Consider the following 17,501-nt stretch of genomic DNA (forward strand, 5'->3'; position numbering starts at 1 on the left):
AAAAATAGGGTTACATCACGGCGCCTAGCGCCCAGGGTACAAATTCGTTCTGGCCGTAGCCATGCAGCTCGCTCTTGGTCTTGCGGCCAGACGCAGCCGCCAGCATCTCCTGGAAGATGCGCTCACCCAGCTGCTCCACGGTTTCGCTGCCATCAATCACGGTGCCGCAGTTGATGTCCATGTCTTCTTCCTGCTTGGCCCACAGCGCGTTGTTGGTCGCCAGCTTGAGCGAAGGCGAGGGCGCGCAGCCATAGGCCGAGCCGCGCCCAGTGGTAAAGCAAATGAGGTTGGCACCGCCTGCCACCTGGCCGGTGGCCGATACCGGGTCGTAGCCCGGCGTGTCCATGTAGACAAAACCTTTGGCGGTGATGGGCTGCGCGTATTCGTACACATCCACCATGGGCGTGGTGCCACCTTTGGCAATAGCGCCCAAAGACTTTTCCAAAATGGTGGTCAGGCCTCCGGCCTTGTTGCCCGCCGACGGGTTGTTGTCCATCTCGGCGTGGTGGCGCTGGCAATAGTCGGTCCACCACTGCAGGCGGGCTTCGAGCTTGTCAGCCACGGCTTGGGATACCGCGCGTTGCAGCAGCAAATGTTCGCCGCCATAAATCTCGGGGGTTTCTGACAACACAGCGGTGCCGCCATGGCGCACCACCAGGTCCACCGCCGCACCCAAACCGGGGTTGGCGCTGATGCCGGAGTAGCCATCCGATCCACCGCATTGCAAGCCCACGACAAGGTGGCTGGCGGGAACGGGTTCGCGCTTCACCGCATTGGCCTCGGGCAGCAGTTGTTTCACCACTTCGATGCCACGGGCCACGCTCTTGGCGGTGCCGCCCGTGTCCTGAATGCTGAAGGTCACCAGCTTGGCGCCTTCGCGCAAGCCTTCTTGTGCCATCAGGCCTTGGATTTGGTTGGTCTCGCAACCCAGGCCCACCACGATGACGGCAGCAAAGTTGGCGTGGCGGGCGTAGCCTGCCAGCGTGCGGCGCAGCACTTGCAGGCCTTCGCCTTCGCTGTCGGTGGCACAGCCCGCGCCGTGGGTCAGTGCCACGATGCCGTCTACGTTGGGAAAGTTTTTCAGCGCCTCGGGGTGGATGTCGCGGCGGAAGTGGTCGGCAATCGCACGTGCCACCGTGGCCGAGCAGTTCACACTGGTCAACACGCCGATGTAGTTGCGCGTGGCCACGCGACCGTCCGGGCGCTTGATGCCGTCAAAGGTGGCCGGGGTGTCCACGTAGTCCACCGGGCGCACATTGCCGCCCACGGTGTGGCCACGGTCAAAGCGGCTGAAGGCCAGGTTGTGGGTGTGCACATGCTGGCCAGCGGCAATGCCCTGCGTGGCGGTGCCGATGATTTGGTTGTAGCGCCGTACCGGCTCGCCTGCGGCAATGGCACGCATTGCAACCTTGTGGCCCGGCGGAATGAGGCCCGACACGGTAATGCCCTCAGACTCGATGCGGGTGCCGCCCAGCAACTGTTGCCGGGCGATCACCACATCGTCAGCGGGGTGGATGCGAATGACAGGGTTCACTTGATCAGTCCCATTTGTTGCGGCAGCCACAGCGTGAGCGCAGGGATGTAGGTGATGGCGATCAAGCCGACCACTAGTGGCACCAGCCAGGGCAGGATGGCCATGGTGGCGCGTTCCACCGAGAGCTTGGAAATGCGCGCCAGCACAAACAGCACCATGCCCAGCGGCGGTGTCATCAGGCCGATCATCAGGTTCAGTGTCACGATCAGGCCAAACTGCACGGGGTCAATGCCCAGCTTGAGCACGATGGGCAGCAAGATGGGCACCAGGATGGTGATCGCGGCAATCGTGTCGATGAAGCATCCGACAAACAGAATCAGCAAATTCACCAGCAGCAGAAACACCAGTTTGTTGTCGGTGATGGAGAGAATCCAGTCTGCCAGGGCCTGGGCCGCCTGGGTGGTGGTGAGCAGCCAGGCGAAGATGGAGGCCGCAGTCACAATGAACAACACCGAGGCGGTGGTTTCAATCGTTTCAAACGTGGCCTGGGCCAGTGTCTTGATGGTCATGGAGCGGTAGCGCACCAGGCCCAGAAACAAGGCCCACAACACGGCTGCCACTGCGGCTTCCGTGGGCGTAAACCAGCCCATGGTCATCCCACCAATCAGAATCACCGGCGCCATCAGCGCCAGCACGGCGGAGAAGTTGTAACGCCAGTCCAGCACCAGCAGCGCCACAAAGGCAGCACCGGCCGCCATGTTCACCGATGCACCGGCTTTGACCGCCAGCCACACAGCCAATGGGAACGACAGCACGATCAGAATCTCCATCCCCGCACTGCCCAGCCGACCCCAGTTGAAAGCCACATCGCCACCCCAGCCGTTGCGGCGGGCGAAGTAGGCCACGGTCAGCATCATCAGCACCGTCAAGAAGACGCCAGGCAGAATGCCCGCCACAAACAGTGCGCCAATCGAGACATTGGCCATCATTCCGTAAATCACAAAGGGCAGTGAAGGCGGAAAGATCGGCCCCAGCGTGGAGGAGGCTGCCGTTACTCCCACGGCAAACTCGGTGCTGTAGCCATGTTCCTTCATGGCCTTGATCTCAATCGAGCCCAGGCCCGCCGCATCGGCGATGGCTGTGCCCGACATGCCGGAGAAGATGACCGAGCCAATGATGTTGACCTGACCCAGCCCGCCTTTCATCCAGCCCACCAGCGCAATCGCAAAGTTGTAGATGCGCCCGGTAATGCCGGCAATGTTCATCAAGTTGCCGGCCAGAATAAAGAAAGGCACAGCCAGCAGCGGGAACGATTCAATGCCCGAGATCATGCGCTGCGCGAGCACGATGTCAGGCACCGAGCCCGACACCAGGATGTAAATCAGCGAGCCACCTGCCATGGACACCGCCACCGGCAAGCCACAGAGCATCAGCCCCACAAACGAGACAATCAAAATCAACATGCGGGGTCCGATCAGTCGGCAGAGCCGTCAAAGAAGCCAGGGTTTTGCAGGGCCGAGAAGCCGCGCCGCCAGTTGGCAGCCGCCACCTGCACGGCGCGCAGGGTCATCAGGGCGAAGCCGGCAAACGCCAACCAGTACACATAACTCTTGTTCCAGTTGATGGTGGTCATGGGTTCGTTGTCCACCGCCAAGGCGTAGCGCGCCACCAGCCAGGCGCCATAGCCGTAAAAAGCGATGGCCGCCAGATCCACCAGCGTGGACAGCACCCGCCCCGCGCTGGGTGGCAGGTAGCCGTACACGAGGTTGACCTGGATGTGCCGCACCCGCCGCACACACATGGACGCCCCAATAAACACCACCGGCATCAGGCAGTACACGGCCAGTTCCTCGGTCCAGGCAAAGGAGTCGTTCAGCACATAGCGGCTGAAGAACTGCAGGAACACCAGGCCAGCCATGGTCCAGAAAAAGCCCAGACAAATCCAGTCCTCGATGGCGTAACCCGAAAGGTCCACCGGGTGCTGGTCGGCCTCAGCGAAGCTGGCGACCAGCGCCTCCGCGCTGGTCTCGACCGGACGGGATTCAGGCGCGCCGCCCGACAAGGGCAGGGAGCTGTGAAGCGTCATGTCGATTCGCCTTACTTGATGGCCTGGATGCGTTCCCAGTCCGACTTCTGGTAGCCGTACTGTTCAAAGGGCACGTTCTTGAGCACCGTGTCGCGGAACTCATTGACGTTCACGTCCGTCACGCTGACGCCCTTGCTGCGGAACACGGCAGCCAGCTCGCTTTCGCGGGCAGCCACTTCACGTGAGGCCTTGGCTGCGGCTTCGAGGGCCACGTCGCTAAAGATCTTCTTGTCCGCATCCGACAGCTTCTTCCACAGGCCGCCCGCCACCACGGTGTTCAGGTGGTCCACGATGTGGCCGGTCAGCACGATGTGCTTTTGCACCTCAAAGAACTTCTTGGCCTCGATGGTGGGCAGCGGGTTCTCTTGGGCTTCCACGGTGCCGTTTTGCAGCGCGAGGTAGACCTCGGCAAAGGCAATCGGCGAGGTGTTGGCACCGCAGGCGCGTGGCATGGCCAGGTAGGCGGGCACGTCAGGCACGCGCATCTTCAGGCCTTTCATGTCGGCACACTTGGTGATGGGCTTGTTGCTGGTGGTGTGGCGGGTGCCGTAGTAGGTGGTGGCAATGATTTCATTGCCACTCTTCTGCTCGTAGCCGGCGGTCAGCTCTTTGTAGATATCACTGCGGGTATAGGCCAGCAGATGGTCCACGTTGCGGAAGGTGTAGGGGTAGTAGGTAACTCCGATGCGGGGGAAGGCCTTGGCCGCAAAGCTGGAGCCCGAGATGATGATGTCCACCGTGCCCAGGCCCAGGCCCTGGTTGATGTCGTTTTCTTTGCCCAGCTGGGACGCGGGGTACACGTCGATCTGGTAGCGGCCGTTGGTGCGCTTCTTGATTTCTTCGGCCGCCCAGACGGACGCGGTGTGAAAGGGCTCGCTGGGCTCGTACACATGGGCCCATTTGAGCTTGGTTTGTGCCATGGCGGGGGCGGCGACCACCAGGCTTGCAGCCAGGGCCAGGGTAATGCGGGTGAATGTCATGCTGTCTGTCTCCTTTTGTTGTGAATGTTGCGCAGCCGGGTCCGGGTGGGGAATTAGCCCGGAATCAACTGCACCTTGGTACTGCGGCCTCTGTCTAAAGCCAGGTCGAAGGCCGCTTTCGATTGGCTAATGGGGATCTGGGCGCTGATGAGCGTGCGCACATCGGCCCGGCGGCTGCGGATGGCCTGCACGGCCCAGTCAAATTCGATGTCGGCGCGGAAGGCACCCACGTAGTCCAGCTCGCGCGACATGATGTCGTTGGCCGGGAAAGCGATTTCGGGCGGTAGCGTGCCCACCTGCACCACGCGCCCGCCACGGCGTACCGCGGCCAGGCAGCTGGCCAGCGCGGCCGGGTGGCCCGCCGCCTCCAGCGCCACATCCACGCGGCCCTTCCAGGCCGTGGCATCGGTCACGGCCTCGTCGGCACCCACGGTCAGCGCCATTGCACGGGCGCGCTCGCTGGGGTCGCAGGCAATCACCCGGCCCGCACCGGCCAGGCGCGCGGCAATGACGGACATGCAGCCAATCGTGCCCGCGCCGGTGACCAGCACCGTGGCGCCCAGCACTTCGCCCGCGCGGCGCACCGCATGCAGGCCGACCGACAGAGGCTCGGCACAGGCAATCTCGCCCAGGCTCACGTCTTCATCGATGGCGGTGAGCTGGCCCTCGGCCATGACAAAGTGCTCGCGGAAGAAACCGGGAATGTGCGGAAAGATGGCCGCGCTACCCAGGAACACCATCTTCTCGCACAGGTTGCTGCGCCCGGCGCGGCAGGCCGGGCACACGCCGCAGGGGTGGGCGGGGTTGACCGCTACTTTTTGCCCTGGCTGCACGCGGGTCACACCTGCGCCCACGGCATCCACCACACCCGAGGCCTCGTGCCCAGGCACAAAGGGCGCGCGGATGGCAAAAATGCCCGCGCGGCCATGCTGGTAGTAGTGCAGGTCCGAGCCGCAGATGCCGCCCGCGCCCAGGCGCAGGCGCACCTGGCCGGGGCCGGGTTCTTGGGGGCTGAGTTGCTCAATGCTGAGGTTCAGCGGGCCGTTCAGGGTGCAGGCAAGGCTCATGGTCGGGTGTCCTGTGGGTTTAAGCATCGACGGGGTTGGTCCACCCGACGGAGAAGCGCTGGTGTGATTTGTCCAGGTGGCCGCTCATGGCGGCGCGGGCCATCTCGGGGTCGTGGGCGGCAATGGCATTGACCACGGCGCGGTGCTCGTCCACGGCTTCTTTCCAGGTGGCTTCGCGCTCGAAGTGGCCGCCCAGGGTGGTAAACAGCGGGCCGTTGCGCTCGTCAAACAGCTGGGTTACCACGGCTTGCAGGGCGCTGTTGTCGCTGGCCTGGGCAATGCGGATGTGAAAGGCCCGGTCGCCACGAATCGGCAGGGTGCGGGCGGCAATGTCCGCTTCCATGTCGCGCAGGGTTTCCAGTAGGTCGGGCACCAGGGTGGCGTCGGTGCTGCGGGCAGCCAGGGCGGCCAGCTCGCATTCAATCAGCTGGCGCGCGCGGATGATTTCCAGCGGGCCGTGGGCGTTGTCCAGCATGCGCACGCTCTCACGGCCGATGACCACGATGCCCGAGCCCATGCGGACTTCAATCAGGCCCTCCACCTCCAGTGCAATCAGCGCTTCGCGCACCGACGGACGGGACACCCCCATCTTGATGGCCAGGTCGCGCTCGGCGGGGAGCTTGCTGCCCACGGCAAATTCACCGCTCTGGATCAGCTGGCGCAGCTGGTCGGCAATCTGGCGGTACAGGCGGCGTGGCTCTATGGGTTGGAAGGGCATGCGGGAGTTCAGCTAGATTTGGCTAGGAGGTAAATTGGTAAGGCCAGTTGGCCGAATTGTGGAGTGAATCCAGCTACTTAAGTTCTAGGGTTTTCCCGATGAGATACCTTTGGGGCATAAAAAAACCGCCAAGAAGGCGGTTTTTGCTATTGATTCAGGAGCTGCTCGCGCAGTATCCACGGGGGCTAAGTGCCAATTGGTCTATAAATCAAGCACCAGCCGGGCGCTGCTGGCGCGTGAGCAGCAGGGCAGAAACTGGTCGTTGGCGGCCTGTTCTTCGGGCAGCAGGTACTGGTCGCGGTGGTCTGGTGTGCCGGCCTTTACGCGGGTCAGGCAGGTGCCACACACGCCTTGTTCACATGACATGGGAATGTCCAGGCCTGCGGCATGCAGGGCGGCCAACGCGGTCTGGTCGGCCAGCACCTTGATCACCTTGCCGGTGCTGGCAATTTCCAGCTCAAAGCTGCCGTCGTTCGTATGGTCCACTGGCGCGGCACCAAAGTACTCGCGGTGCAGGCGCTCCTCGGGCCAGCCTGCGGCGCGCCCGGCGCTCAGCACCGCATCCATAAAGCCTTGCGGGCCACACACATACAAGTGCGTGCCCGCCGGGGCGCGTTGCAGCGTAGCGGCAATGTCCAGCTTCTGCGCGGCATCGCCATCGTCAAAGTGGTGCTGCACCTGGCCAACAAAGGGGGCCGTGGTCAGGCGGCTGATGAACGCCGTGCGAGCGCGGCTGCGGTTGCAGTGGTGCAGGGTGAACGCGCCACCCGTGGCTACCAAATGCTCGGCCATGGCCAGCATGGGCGTGATGCCAATGCCACCAGCCAGCAACAAATGGTGTGGTGCCTGCTCTGCCAAGGGAAACAGGTTGCGCGGCGTGCTGATGGTCAGCACGCTGCCCTCATTCACCAGGTCGTGCACGGCAGCGGAGCCACCGCGTGAGGCCGCATCGCGCAGCACTCCAATTACATAACGCTGCGTCTCGCCCGGCGCATTGCACAGCGAGTACTGGCGCTGCAGGCCGTTGGGCAGGTGCACATCAATGTGGGCACCCGCCGTGAAGGCGGGCAGGGCGCCGCCGTCCAGCGCCACCAGCTCCAGGCTGCAAATGTCCTCTGCCTCGGTGCGCTTGTGCGCCACGCGCACTTGTACGGTGGCGGTGCTCATGCCGTGACCGCGTTTTCGGCCTCGATGACGCGGTCAATCACCTTGCGCGACTGCACGCCGCCGGTGTCAATGTTCAGCATCAGCAGCTTGCGCTGGGGGTTGGCCAGCAGGTTTTGCTGCTGGCGCTCCAGCATCTCCTGGTCTTCGCCAAAAATCTTGCCCTGGCCTTCGCGGATCTGCGCGGTCAGCTCGGCATCCTGTGGCTTGAACTTGCGCGCCATGCCCCAGAAGTAGTGGATGCTGGTGTCGGTCTCGGGGGTGATGAAGTCCACCACCCAGCTGGCGGCTTTGAACTCGTCCGGCGCCTTGTAGCCGCCGTGGCCCTGCAGCGCCACACCCACCTCGATCATGATGTGGCTGGGCGGCGTGAAGTGGCAGATCTGCCAGCGGTCCACCAGCTGGTCGTCGGGCAGGCCGTTCATGCGCAGCGCCATCTTCCAGAAGGGGGGTGCCTCAATGCCTTCCATGTAGCGCTCGGTGATCACATGGTCGCCGTCCACGCGCGTCTGGCAGGGCACCTCGTCAATTTCTTTCTGGCCGATGCTGGTGCTGTGCACATAGGTTTCGTGCGTCAGGTCCATCAGGTTGTCGATCATCAGCCGGTATTCGCAGCCGATGTTGTAGAGCCCGCCGCCATAGCCAAACTGCGGGTTGCCCAGCCACTCAAACTTAGGAATTTCGGCCACATCCGCCTTGGCCGCATCGCCCGGCCACACCCACACAAAGCCATGCTCTTCATGCAGCGGGAAGCTGCGGTTCGCCGGAAAGCCGCGCACGCGCTGGCAGGGCATGGAGACCGTCTTGCCATCGCAGCCCATGGCCAGGCCGTGGTAGCCGCAGACCAGCGTGTCGCCTTCCACCTTGCCCAGTGAGAGCGGAGCGCCCCGGTGCGGGCAAAAGTCTTCCACCGCCGCCGCCACGCCCGCGCTGTTGCGGAACAGCGCCATGGGGATGTTGCAGATGCGGCGGCCCATGGGGCGGTCGGAAGGGATCTCTTCGCTGCGGGCGGCAACGTACCAGGTGTTGAGAGGAAACATGGCTTGGCTCCTTGAGTCGGTAAGGGACTGAAATTCTTCATTCAGTATGCTGAATGACGCGAATCATAGACCCAAGTCAATTCCACGGCTAGTGGTTGAGGGTGAGGGTTTTCCCTTGAAATACGCGGTTGGATTGCCCGCCCGATGCGTGATCAGGCGCGGCTGCTAGGCCTCGTCCGGCGTATCGGACTGGTCGTCAGGCGCCGGGGTGTTCAGGTGCACAAACTTGCGCAGCAACCGCAAAAACTCCTCGCGCTCGGCGGGCTCCAGCGCGTCCAGCAACTGCCCGTACATGGGCTCCACGCGCGGCAGCATCTCGGCCAGCACGGCTTCGCCCTCGGTGGTCAGGCGCAGGGCGCGCTGGCGGCGCGGCAGCAGTTCCCGCACGATCCAGCCCTTGGTATCCAGCCGCGCGGCAATGTCGGCAGTGGTGGAGGTGTCCAGCGCCACCCGGTCTGCGAGCGTGACCTGGTCGATGCCCGGTGTGTCCTGCAGGGCGCGCAGGATGGCGTACTGCACCGGCGTGATCTGCTTGCCATGCGTCTTGGCAAAGGTGCCCACCGCCAACTGGTGCGCCCGCCGTATCAGGTGGCCGGGTTCGGCTTGCAGGGGGATGGGGGAGTCAACGGCGGTGCGGTTGTCGGGCATGTTGTGTATTGGTTTTGCTATGTATTTGGTAGCTGCTCGCGCATATTTTATGAGGGCTAGAGGCTGTTTTTACTTAGAAATTCAGTAGTGTCCCAACGTTCTCACATCAGGACTTCGTAAGTTAATGATTTGCTTGCAGAATTCGACATTCCGGTCTGGTCTCGATTTGAACGTCGAGCGTCAGACTTGTGGCCTTTTGCGCGAGAGCGCGAAGGGCCGGTATGCACCAAGGCAAGCTCGTGTTTTCTCAGCTCATGGCCTATCTGCCCATGAGCACCTTTCGCAGGTGTGTGGCCAAGCATCGGGGCGACCACAAGGTCAAAGATTTCTCGTGCCTGGACCAGTTCTTCGCCATGGCCTTTGCGCAACTGACCTACCGGGAGTCCCTTCGCGATATCGAAGTCAACCTGCGGGCGCAAGCCAATCGGCTTTACCACATGGGCTTTCGCTGCTCTACGATTTCGCGCAACACACTGGCCAATGCGAATGCCACTCGTCCATGGCAGATTTACGCCGACTTTGCCCAACACCTGATTGGCATGGCCAGACCGCTGTATGCCAAGGAGCCACTGGGAATCGACCTGGATGCGGCCGTTTATGCGTTCGACGCCAGCACCATCGACTTGTGTCTGTCGTTGCATCCGTGGGCACCGTTTCGCTCCACCAAGGCCGCTATCAAGCTGCACACCTTGCTGGATCTGCATGGCTCCATCCCCAGCTTCATTCACATCACCGATGGCAAGACCCACGAGGTCAATGTGATGGACGACTTGGTGCTCGAAGCCGGGGCCTTCTACCTGCTGGATCGCGGGTATCTGGACTTCAAAAGGCTGTATGTCATTCATCAGGCCCAGGCCTTCTTCGTGACGCGTGCCAAGAGCAATACCCAGTTCAAGCGGCGCTACTCCAACCCCGTGGACCGCAACACCAGCAACGTCATCTGCGACCAGATCGGCGTGCTCACGGTTTTCTACTCCAGCAAGGATTACCCAGCCGCTTTGCGCAGGGTTGTCGTCAAAGACGAAACCGGCAAGCGCATCACGTTTCTGACCAACAACTTCGCCTTGAAACCCGAACTCATTGCCGACCTGTATCGCCAGCGTTGGAAGGTCGAGTTGTTCTTCAAATGGATCAAGCAGCACTTGCGCATCAAGGCTTTTCTGGGTACCAGCGAGAACGCCGTGAAGACGCAAATTTGGATCGCGGTGTGCACCTACGTGCTGATCGCCATAACAAAGAAACGTCTGCATCTTGAGCATCACAGCCTTTACGAAATCCTACAAATCCTGAGCCTGACCATGTTTGAACAAACCCCAATAAATCAACTACTTACACCACCCTCAGCGGATTCAGATCTGAGTTCCGAGCCTCAACAGCTCGTTCTCCTCTGAAAAACGTTGGGACACTACTGAAGCGTCCCCTCTACTCAATCCGGGTATGGCCGTTGATTTGTTGAGCGATGCGAGGTTCAAGCTCTTGAGACAGTAAAACCAAAAACGAAATTGATTTCCGTGTGCCTCGTCAATGTAGTAAGTGGTGTCGATCGGATTGCAGGGAGTGTTTGAAAACTGTAGCGCTCCAACGCTTCCTTTCCGCCCGATGACGATAGTTGTGCCTGTTGTAAGCGCTTGGGAATGCCAGCCGACCACTCCGTTCGAACCATACACAGGAAAGCCCTGACCGCTTCGCTCTTTGTCTGGGAGCGCCTTTCCGTATTTGAAATTCAACAACGAACCAAGTGGCACGTCAGCCCAGCCCAGTGGAAGTCCGCTCATGCCGTCACTCCCGCTTGCAAACTCAGGCGGCTTTCTAAATTTGCCTCACAAGCTGTGAGACAAATCTTCCTTTGCCGTGACAGTGTCACGACAATTGGCGCATCAGTGATGCGCCATTGTTTGGCTCTGGCATTGGCAAGCGCGTTCATTGCACCTCCCCCAACTCCGCCAAGATCGCTTCCAGCTCCGCCACCGCCGCGTTCAGCTCATCCACCGCCTCCCGCGCCAGCACGGCGGGTTCGGGCAAATCTGCCGCGTCTTCGGCGTTGTCGTCTTTCAGCCAAGCAATGTCCAGGCTATCGCCGCGCTCGCTGGCTATCCATTCGCGGCTAAAGCGGCGAAAGCGGCCTTGTTCGCCTTGGGTCTGCCGCTCGGCCTTGCCATTCGGGTCGGTGCCGTAGGCGGTGATGAAGTCGGCAAAGTGCGCGTCCGTCAATGGTGTGCGTTTGCCAAACTTGGGGGCGTTGGCGCGCATGTCGTACACCCACACGGCGCTGGTGCTGCCGGTGGCGGCCTGGCTTACTTTTTCAAAAAACAGCACATTGGTTTTGACGCCCTGCGCGTAGAAGATGCCGGTGGGCAGCCTGAGGATGGTGTGCAGGCGGCATTTGTCCATCAGGTCGCGGCGCACATCGGCGCCCACACCGGCTTCAAACAGCACGTTGTCGGGCAGCACCACGGCGGCGCGGCCGCCGTCGCGCAGGTGGCGCACGATGTGCTGCAAAAACGCCAGCTGCTTGTTGCTGGTGGCAAAGGTGAGGTCGTCGCGCGTGGGGCCGCCGCCGCCCTTGGCCGTGCCAAAGGGCGGGTTGCTCAGGCTCAGGTGGCATTTGGGCAAGGCGGCACCGGCTTGGCCCAGGGTGTTGCCCACGTGCACCACGCCTTCGTCGTCGCCCTCCATGCCGTGTAGCAGGCAGTTCATCAGCGCCAGGCGGCGGGTGCTGCCCACCAGCTCCATGCCCAGGAAGGCTTGGTTGCGCTGAAAGCTGCGTTGCTTCTCGGTCAGGTTGTAGAGGTCGTCGGTGTGGTCTTTGATGTAGCGGTCCGCCGCTATCAAAAAGCCTGCCGTGCCCGCTGCCGGGTCTTGCACGGTCTCGCCAGGCTGGGGCTGCATGAGCTGCACGATGGTGTCTATCAGCGGGCGGGGCGTGAAGTATTGGCCAGCGCCGCTTTTGGTCTCAGAGGCGTTTTTCTCCAGCAGGCCTTCGTACAGGTCGCCCAGGCCGTCTTGCCGGGCGCTAAACCAGTCGATGCCGTCCAGGCTTTTGACCAGCTGCTCCAGGTGGCGCGGCTCTTTGAGGCTGGTTTGCGCATCGGCGTAGATGGCGCTAATGAGCCGGTCGGGGCTCTGGCTGAGTTTAAGCAGGGTTTCGCGGTAGTGGTTGAGCAGGTTCAGGCCGCTACGGCTGGTCAACTCGGGCCAGCGTGCGTAGTCGGGCAGCTTGTGGGCTTGCAAGATGCCGCTCTCGGCGTTCTCGTGCTCCATTTTGATGAAGAGCAGCAGCACCAGCTCGGTGACGTAGTTGCTGTAGTTGATGCCGTCGTCGCGCAGCACGTCGCAAAGGTTCCAGAGTTTCTGGACGATGTCTTGGGTAGCCATGGTTATTTAAAGTGAAGAGAGGGGGATGGCCCACAGGCCATTGCCAAAGGGCAGGGCATGCGTGCCGTCGTACAGCACGATGCCGGTGATGAAGTCGCTGCCCGTTTGGGCTTGGAGTTTGCGCAGGCCTTTGAAGTCTTGCGATAGCACGGTGGCTGCCGCCTTGATTTCGACGCCAATGATTTGGCGCAGGGGGGTTTCGAGCACAAAGTCCACTTCGACCTGGTCTTTGTCACGGTAGTGGGACAGGTACCAAGGCTCATGGCTCAGTGCCAGCGCCTTGCGCAGTTCGCCGTACACCCAGGTTTCCAGCGTGGCGCCCCAGCGTTCGCGCTGGGTGATAAGTAGGTCTGGCGTGATGCGGGCCAAGGTGGCTTGCAAGCCCGCATCCAAAAAGTGCAGTTTGGGGGTTTTGATGAGGCGATTCAGCTCGTTGCGCCCCCACGCGGGCAGGCGCTCCACCAGAAAAAGCCGCTCCAAGATGCCAATGTATTTTTCGGCCGTTTTGGTGTTGAGCCCGAGTTGGGCGCCCACTTGGGTGTAGTTGAGCAACTGGGCGCATTGCATGGCCAGCAGAGTGAGCAGTTTGGGAACTTGGGCGAGCTCATCGATGCGCGCAATGTCTTGCACATCGCGCTCTACCAAGTGCTCGATGTAAGACCGGGCCCACGTTTGGCGCCGCGTAAGGGTAGCGCGGGCACGCATTTCGGGGTAGCCGCCTGCGAGCACTTGCTCCATGAGTGCGTTGGCGGGGCTGGGGGGCAGGGCCGCCCAGTCTTGCGCTTGGGCGCGCTGCAAAAAGTTGTTGGGCCGGGACTGGATTTCGGCTTGCGAGAGGGCCAGCAGGGTGTGGGTTTCCATGCGGCCCGCCAGGCTGTCGGCAATTTGCGGCATGGCCAAGATGTTGGCCGAGCCTGTGAGTAGAAAACGCCCGGGGCGCCGGTCTTGATCGATCGACATTTTGAGCGCCAGCATGAGCTGCGGCGCGCGTTGTATCTCGTCAATGACCGCGCGGTCCAGTGTTCTGACAAAGCCCACCGGGTCTTGCTGCGCTACTTGCAATAGGGATGGATCGTCCAGGGTGAAGTAACTGAAACCCTCGGCAAATTGGCGCACGAGGGTGGTTTTCCCGCTTTGGCGCGGGCCGTTGACGAGTATGGCGGGGGTGTCTGCCAGCGCCTCCCGGATGGGGGCGCTCAGGTGCCGCTCAATGAGGCTCATGGTTGCGTCCAATATGGAAAATTAATGCGTCCATTATGGATTATGTGTGCGTCCAAAACAGCATTGATGCAGCGTCCAATCTTGCATTTATGCCACCTGCGGCCACAAATATGCCGTGATTTCGCCCAGTACCGGGTCGAGCTGGCCGCCCAGCAGTTTGTCGAGCTGTTTGGCGCCGCCGTCTTGGGCGAAGGCCTGGTTGACGAAGGTATGGTCTATGACCAGTTCGTGGGTGAGTTGCTTGGCCAGGCGGTCCAGCCACTTGCGCTGCACGGGGGTAAACGGGTGGGCGGCGTAGAGCTTGTGCAGGGCCAGCTTGACCCGCTCGTCAAACGACAGCAGGGCTTCGCCCAGCGCGGCCTGGCGGATGTAGCCCATGATGCCGGCGGCAATGTCTTGGTTGCTCTGGCTGCGCCAGGCGGCTTGCAGGCGGGCCTCGCTAAAGCCTTTGCCGTCCAGCAGCAGGCGCACTTCTTTGAGCTGTTCGCGCGTCAGGTCTTTGGGCCGGTTCACCACCACGGCCAGCGCGGCGCTGTGGTTGACCTGCTCGCGCACAAACTGGCCAAAGCTCTCCAGGTAGTCCTGCGGCTTGTAGTAGTCGCCCCAGCTTTGCTCGCGGGCCACAAACTGGTCTTTGTGCGCCGAGAGGATGGGCCGGTAGGCCGTGCCCATGAGCTCGCGCACCTCGGCCAGCTGGGTGAGCAACTGGGTGTTGTGGCGCAAAAAGTCGGCCGCCGCGCGGGGGCCGTGGTCACGGCCCAGCTGGTGCAGGTGGCGGTGCAGCTGCGCGGGCGGCACGCCCCATTGCTGCTCCATTGCCTCCAGGCGCGCTTTCAGGGTAGGGTGTTTGTCGGCCTTGTGCTGGGCGCTGCGCAGCACACGCATGAGCTTCTGGTTCAGCTCGTCTAGCACTTCGTGCGCATGGCTGCGGCCGGGCGCGCTGCCAGGCGCGGTGTAGGCGGCGGGGTGGTTCAGCTCGTCCAGCAGTTGCTCCATGTCCACCTGCGGGTTCTTCACCAGCGGCTGCATGGTGTTCACGTCTTGCAGGGTGGCATACAGGTCTACGGGGTCGTAAATCTTGAAGACGGTTTTGCCAATGTCGTCGCAGCGGCGGGTGGCGCGGCCAATCATTTGCTCGTAAAGAATGCGCGACTTGACCCGGCGCATGAACACCAGGTGGCAGATGGCGGGCACGTCGATGCCGGTGGTGAGCAAATCCACCGTGACGGCAATGCTGGGAAAGCGCTCGTTTTTGTAGCGGCGAATGAGCAGGTCCACCTTGTCCGACGCGCCGGTGATTTTTTGCACGGCGGCTTGGTTGTACTGCGCGCCATAAATGTCCTCAAACGCCTGGCCCAGCAGGCGCACCACCATGTCGGCATGTGCGTCGGTGGCGCAAAAGATCATGGTTTTTTCTTCGCCCAGCGGGTCCAGCTCTTGGGCCAGTTGCTCGCAGATGATGCGGTTGAAGTCTTCGTTGATGACGCGGCGGTTGAAGCTTTCCACCTCAAAGTGCAGCTCGTCGTCCAGCTCGGCGGCTTCGATCTCGCCGGTGCTGAGGTTCAGGCTCTCCACCGTGTCGCCCTTGGCGAAGTGGATGCCGTGTTTGCTGAGCAGCGTCTCGTAACGAATAGGCGGCTCGTAGTCGATGAGCCAGTCGTCGGCCACGGCTTCGCGGTAGGAGTAGGTGTAGACCGGCTTGCCAAAAATCTCGCTGGTGTGCTGGGCGGGTGTGGCAGTCAGCCCGATTTTGGCGGCGTCAAAGTAGTCGAGCACGCGGCGGTAGCTGCTGAGGTACTGGGCCGGGTCGCGCAGGGCGAGCTCGCCCTCGGTCATGTCCTGGTCGAGCGTGTAGCCGCGGTGGGCTTCGTCCACGATGATGCAGTCGTACGCGTCCAGCGGGGGCGGGTTGTCGCTGCCAAAGATGCGTTTGACCATGGCTTGCACGGTGGCCACTTGCACGCGGGTTTCGGCCTCGGCGGCCATGTCGCCCAGGTCGGCAATGTTGTAGATTTTGGACAGGGGCTGGTCTTGCTCCAGCGGGGCTTCGTTGAAGTTGTCCATGGCCTGGTCGCCCAGGGCGGTGCGGTCCACCAGAAACAAGATGCGGCGAAAGCGCTCGGCTTTCAAAAACCGGTACATCAGCCCGATGATGGTGCGGGTTTTGCCGGTGCCGGTGGCCATGGCGAGCAGGCAGTTGCTTTGGCCGGCAGCCAGCGCGGCCTCTACCGCCGCGATGGCTTTGACTTGGTAGTCGCGCAGGCGCAGGTAGGCAAAGCTCTCTTGGGCCAAGCGGCTTTCCGCGTCGGCGCGGGAGCGGGTGAGCTGGTCCAGCAGGCCATCGGGCGAGTGAAAGCCGGGCAGCACTTTGCGCAAGTTGGCGGGCTGGCGCACGTCGCGGTGCCAGGTGCCGCTGGCCTCGGGGCTTTGTTTGATGAGCGGGCGGCCATTGCACGAATACACAAACGGCAGGTTGAAGCTGCCGCCTTCGCCATCGGGCCATGGGGCGGCGCGGCCCTCTATCGCCCAGGCAGGCTGTTGTTCGGCAGCAAGCTGCAGGCCCCGGGCGTAGCGCTCGGCCTGGGGGATTTTGCCGGCCACGTTGGTGTTGAGGCGCTTGGCCTCTACGGCGGCAATGGGGGTGAGCCCGGCAAAGAGGATGTAGTCGGCGCTTTGCTTGCCTTGGGTGGGCCACTCGGCAATGGCTTTGTTTTTGCCTTTTTCGGGGCGGGCACCTTTGGCGTGGGTGCTGTGCACGGTGTTGGCGTCCCAACCTGCGTCTATGAGCAGTTGGTCGATCAGCAGGCGGGTGGCGGCTTCGTCCATCTGCACGTGCTGGGCGGCCTGGGCGGCTTTGCTGGCAAAGGCTTGGGTGGCGGCGGCTTCGGTTTGCGCGGGGCTGTGGGCGATGCGCTGGTCGAAGTCGGCCTTGAGTTGGGCGTAGTTGTCGTTGGCCTCTTGCGCCAGGGCCTCATAGAGGGCGCGTTCTTCTTGGGCGCGCTGGGCCATGGCGCGCTCTTGGGCGGCGGCGGCTTCCAGCAGCTGGGTGATTTCGGCCTGATTGCTCTGCGCGGCGTGGGCGTCTTGCAGGGCTTGCTGCAGCTGGGCCAGCTGGGTTTGCAGGGCGTGGAGTTTTTGGCTGGGGTCGTCCGGCAGCACAAAGGGGCCGGGTTTGAAGTCGGGCTGATTGCCAAAGGTGCGGTGGAACCACAGCGCCACTTCGCGCGCGACCTTCAGCGCCTCCAGCCCCTCGCGGTAGCCAATGGCGTGGTCGGCCTGGTGGGCGGCTTCGTTGCCCCGGTGGCGCAACAGGTGAAACATTTGGCGCACTTGCGGGTCCAGCCCGAGGCGGGCGTCCACCGCGCGCAGCAGCTCGGCTTGGGTGGGCTGCTGCAGGCGCACGCCAAGCCGCGCGGCCATTTCTTGGGTGAGCGCCTCAGTCAGGATGCGCAGCTTGAGCACGCAGCTGGCGGGGTCAAACGGGAAAAGCTTTTCAGCGGTAGCGCCCAGATCGGCCAGCAGCGGGGAGTGCTGTGCCAGAAACTGGAAGTTGCTGTGGTGGCTGTTGCGGTGGACCATGGGCTCCCTGCGGATGGACAGTGCTCGGCGTCTGCTGCGCCTTGAAGCAGTGGGGGTGGCTGTATGTGGCGGTGGGCGTATTGTGCAGGGAATTTGATGGCCCCCAACGGGTTGCGGGGTGCTATGGTTTTAGGAGCTGCTCGCGCATA

At 62.4% G+C, this 17,501-nt stretch carries 14 protein-coding genes; 1 reads left to right on the forward strand and 13 read right to left on the reverse strand.

From position 1 onward, the window contains the following. Positions 1-10 precede the first annotated feature (10 nt). The 9 genes from U5O12_RS19190 to U5O12_RS19230 all read right to left on the reverse strand — a co-directional run bounded on the left by U5O12_RS19190 (position 11) and on the right by U5O12_RS19230 (position 9,177). Positions 11-1,534: an altronate dehydratase family protein gene (locus tag U5O12_RS19190; RefSeq protein ID WP_322580188.1), complete on the reverse strand. Its 1,524-nt coding sequence runs from the start codon at positions 1,532-1,534 to the stop codon at positions 11-13. Next, a complete protein-coding gene (locus U5O12_RS19195; RefSeq protein WP_322580189.1) occupies positions 1,531-2,937 on the reverse strand; it encodes a TRAP transporter large permease in 1,407 nt (468 codons plus the stop codon). The genes U5O12_RS19190 and U5O12_RS19195 overlap by 4 nt, the downstream gene beginning before the upstream one ends. An 11-nt stretch (positions 2,938-2,948) precedes the next feature. Further along, entirely contained in the window at positions 2,949-3,560 is a 612-nt protein-coding gene (locus tag U5O12_RS19200; protein WP_322580190.1) for a TRAP transporter small permease, read from the reverse strand. 11 nt (positions 3,561-3,571) lie between these two features. Beyond that, positions 3,572-4,540, reverse strand: coding sequence for a sialic acid TRAP transporter substrate-binding protein SiaP (locus tag U5O12_RS19205; RefSeq protein WP_322580191.1), 969 nt, complete (start codon positions 4,538-4,540; stop codon positions 3,572-3,574). A gap of 53 nt (positions 4,541-4,593) precedes the next feature. Then, the gene (locus U5O12_RS19210) at positions 4,594-5,607 is read right to left on the reverse strand and encodes an L-idonate 5-dehydrogenase (protein WP_322580192.1); all 1,014 of its coding nucleotides are present in this window, start codon (positions 5,605-5,607) and stop codon (positions 4,594-4,596) included. Between the two features lie 19 nt (positions 5,608-5,626). Continuing rightward, positions 5,627-6,325, reverse strand: coding sequence for a FadR/GntR family transcriptional regulator (locus tag U5O12_RS19215; RefSeq protein WP_322580193.1), 699 nt, complete (start codon positions 6,323-6,325; stop codon positions 5,627-5,629). Positions 6,326-6,526: 201 nt separating this feature from the next. Continuing rightward, entirely contained in the window at positions 6,527-7,492 is a 966-nt protein-coding gene (locus U5O12_RS19220; RefSeq protein WP_322580194.1) for a PDR/VanB family oxidoreductase, read from the reverse strand. Beyond that, a complete protein-coding gene (locus U5O12_RS19225; protein ID WP_322580195.1) occupies positions 7,489-8,529 on the reverse strand; it encodes an aromatic ring-hydroxylating dioxygenase subunit alpha in 1,041 nt (346 codons plus the stop codon). The genes U5O12_RS19220 and U5O12_RS19225 overlap by 4 nt, the downstream gene beginning before the upstream one ends. Before the next feature lie 165 nt (positions 8,530-8,694). Next, positions 8,695-9,177, reverse strand: coding sequence for a MarR family winged helix-turn-helix transcriptional regulator (locus U5O12_RS19230; RefSeq protein ID WP_322580196.1), 483 nt, complete (start codon positions 9,175-9,177; stop codon positions 8,695-8,697). A gap of 221 nt (positions 9,178-9,398) precedes the next feature. Here U5O12_RS19230 and U5O12_RS19235 point away from each other — a divergent pair, with 221 nt between their 5' ends. After that, the gene (locus U5O12_RS19235; protein WP_322576703.1) at positions 9,399-10,568 is read left to right on the forward strand and encodes an IS4 family transposase; all 1,170 of its coding nucleotides are present in this window, start codon (positions 9,399-9,401) and stop codon (positions 10,566-10,568) included. Here the strand turns inward: U5O12_RS19235 and U5O12_RS21265 are convergent. The 4 genes from U5O12_RS21265 to hsdR form a co-directional block, all read right to left on the reverse strand. Further along, a complete protein-coding gene (locus tag U5O12_RS21265; protein ID WP_416221529.1) occupies positions 10,527-10,952 on the reverse strand; it encodes a restriction endonuclease subunit S in 426 nt (141 codons plus the stop codon). The genes U5O12_RS19235 and U5O12_RS21265 overlap by 42 nt on opposite strands. 145 nt (positions 10,953-11,097) lie before the next feature. Then, positions 11,098-12,552 (reverse strand): N-6 DNA methylase, encoded by a 1,455-nt coding sequence (locus tag U5O12_RS19240; RefSeq protein ID WP_322580197.1) that lies wholly within the window; start codon positions 12,550-12,552, stop codon positions 11,098-11,100. A 6-nt stretch (positions 12,553-12,558) separates the two neighbouring features. After that, positions 12,559-13,773 carry an ATP-binding protein gene (locus U5O12_RS19245; RefSeq protein ID WP_322580198.1) on the reverse strand — a complete coding sequence of 405 codons (1,215 nt, stop codon included), beginning with the start codon at positions 13,771-13,773 and terminating at the stop codon, positions 12,559-12,561. An 87-nt stretch (positions 13,774-13,860) separates the two neighbouring features. Next, a complete protein-coding gene (hsdR, locus tag U5O12_RS19250) occupies positions 13,861-17,352 on the reverse strand; it encodes a type I restriction-modification system endonuclease (protein WP_322580199.1) in 3,492 nt (1,163 codons plus the stop codon). Between the last annotated feature and the right edge of the window lie 149 nt (positions 17,353-17,501).

Origin of the sequence: Rhodoferax sp., from assembly GCF_034519335.1 — a bacterium.
Classification (GTDB): Bacteria; Pseudomonadota; Gammaproteobacteria; order Burkholderiales; family Burkholderiaceae_C; genus Allorhodoferax.

Excerpts from the sequence above, each read along its gene's own strand:
- U5O12_RS19195 (WP_322580189.1), bottom strand. The coding sequence starts at position 2,937 with ATGTTGATTTTGATTGTCTCGTTTGTGGGGCTGATGCTCTGTGGCTTG.
- U5O12_RS19200 (WP_322580190.1), bottom strand. The coding sequence starts at position 3,560 with ATGACGCTTCACAGCTCCCTGCCCTTGTCGGGCGGCGCGCCTGAATCC.
- U5O12_RS19205 (WP_322580191.1), bottom strand. The coding sequence starts at position 4,540 with ATGACATTCACCCGCATTACCCTGGCCCTGGCTGCAAGCCTGGTGGTC.
- U5O12_RS19210 (WP_322580192.1), bottom strand. The coding sequence starts at position 5,607 with ATGAGCCTTGCCTGCACCCTGAACGGCCCGCTGAACCTCAGCATTGAG.
- U5O12_RS19215 (WP_322580193.1), bottom strand. The coding sequence starts at position 6,325 with ATGCCCTTCCAACCCATAGAGCCACGCCGCCTGTACCGCCAGATTGCC.
- U5O12_RS19220 (WP_322580194.1), bottom strand. The coding sequence starts at position 7,492 with ATGAGCACCGCCACCGTACAAGTGCGCGTGGCGCACAAGCGCACCGAG.
- U5O12_RS19225 (WP_322580195.1), bottom strand. The coding sequence starts at position 8,529 with ATGTTTCCTCTCAACACCTGGTACGTTGCCGCCCGCAGCGAAGAGATC.
- U5O12_RS19230 (WP_322580196.1), bottom strand. The coding sequence starts at position 9,177 with ATGCCCGACAACCGCACCGCCGTTGACTCCCCCATCCCCCTGCAAGCC.
- U5O12_RS19235 (WP_322576703.1), top strand. The coding sequence starts at position 9,399 with ATGCACCAAGGCAAGCTCGTGTTTTCTCAGCTCATGGCCTATCTGCCC.
- U5O12_RS21265 (WP_416221529.1), bottom strand. The coding sequence starts at position 10,952 with ATGAGCGGACTTCCACTGGGCTGGGCTGACGTGCCACTTGGTTCGTTG.
- U5O12_RS19240 (WP_322580197.1), bottom strand. The coding sequence starts at position 12,552 with ATGGCTACCCAAGACATCGTCCAGAAACTCTGGAACCTTTGCGACGTG.
- U5O12_RS19245 (WP_322580198.1), bottom strand. The coding sequence starts at position 13,773 with ATGAGCCTCATTGAGCGGCACCTGAGCGCCCCCATCCGGGAGGCGCTG.
- hsdR (WP_322580199.1), bottom strand. The coding sequence starts at position 17,352 with ATGGTCCACCGCAACAGCCACCACAGCAACTTCCAGTTTCTGGCACAG.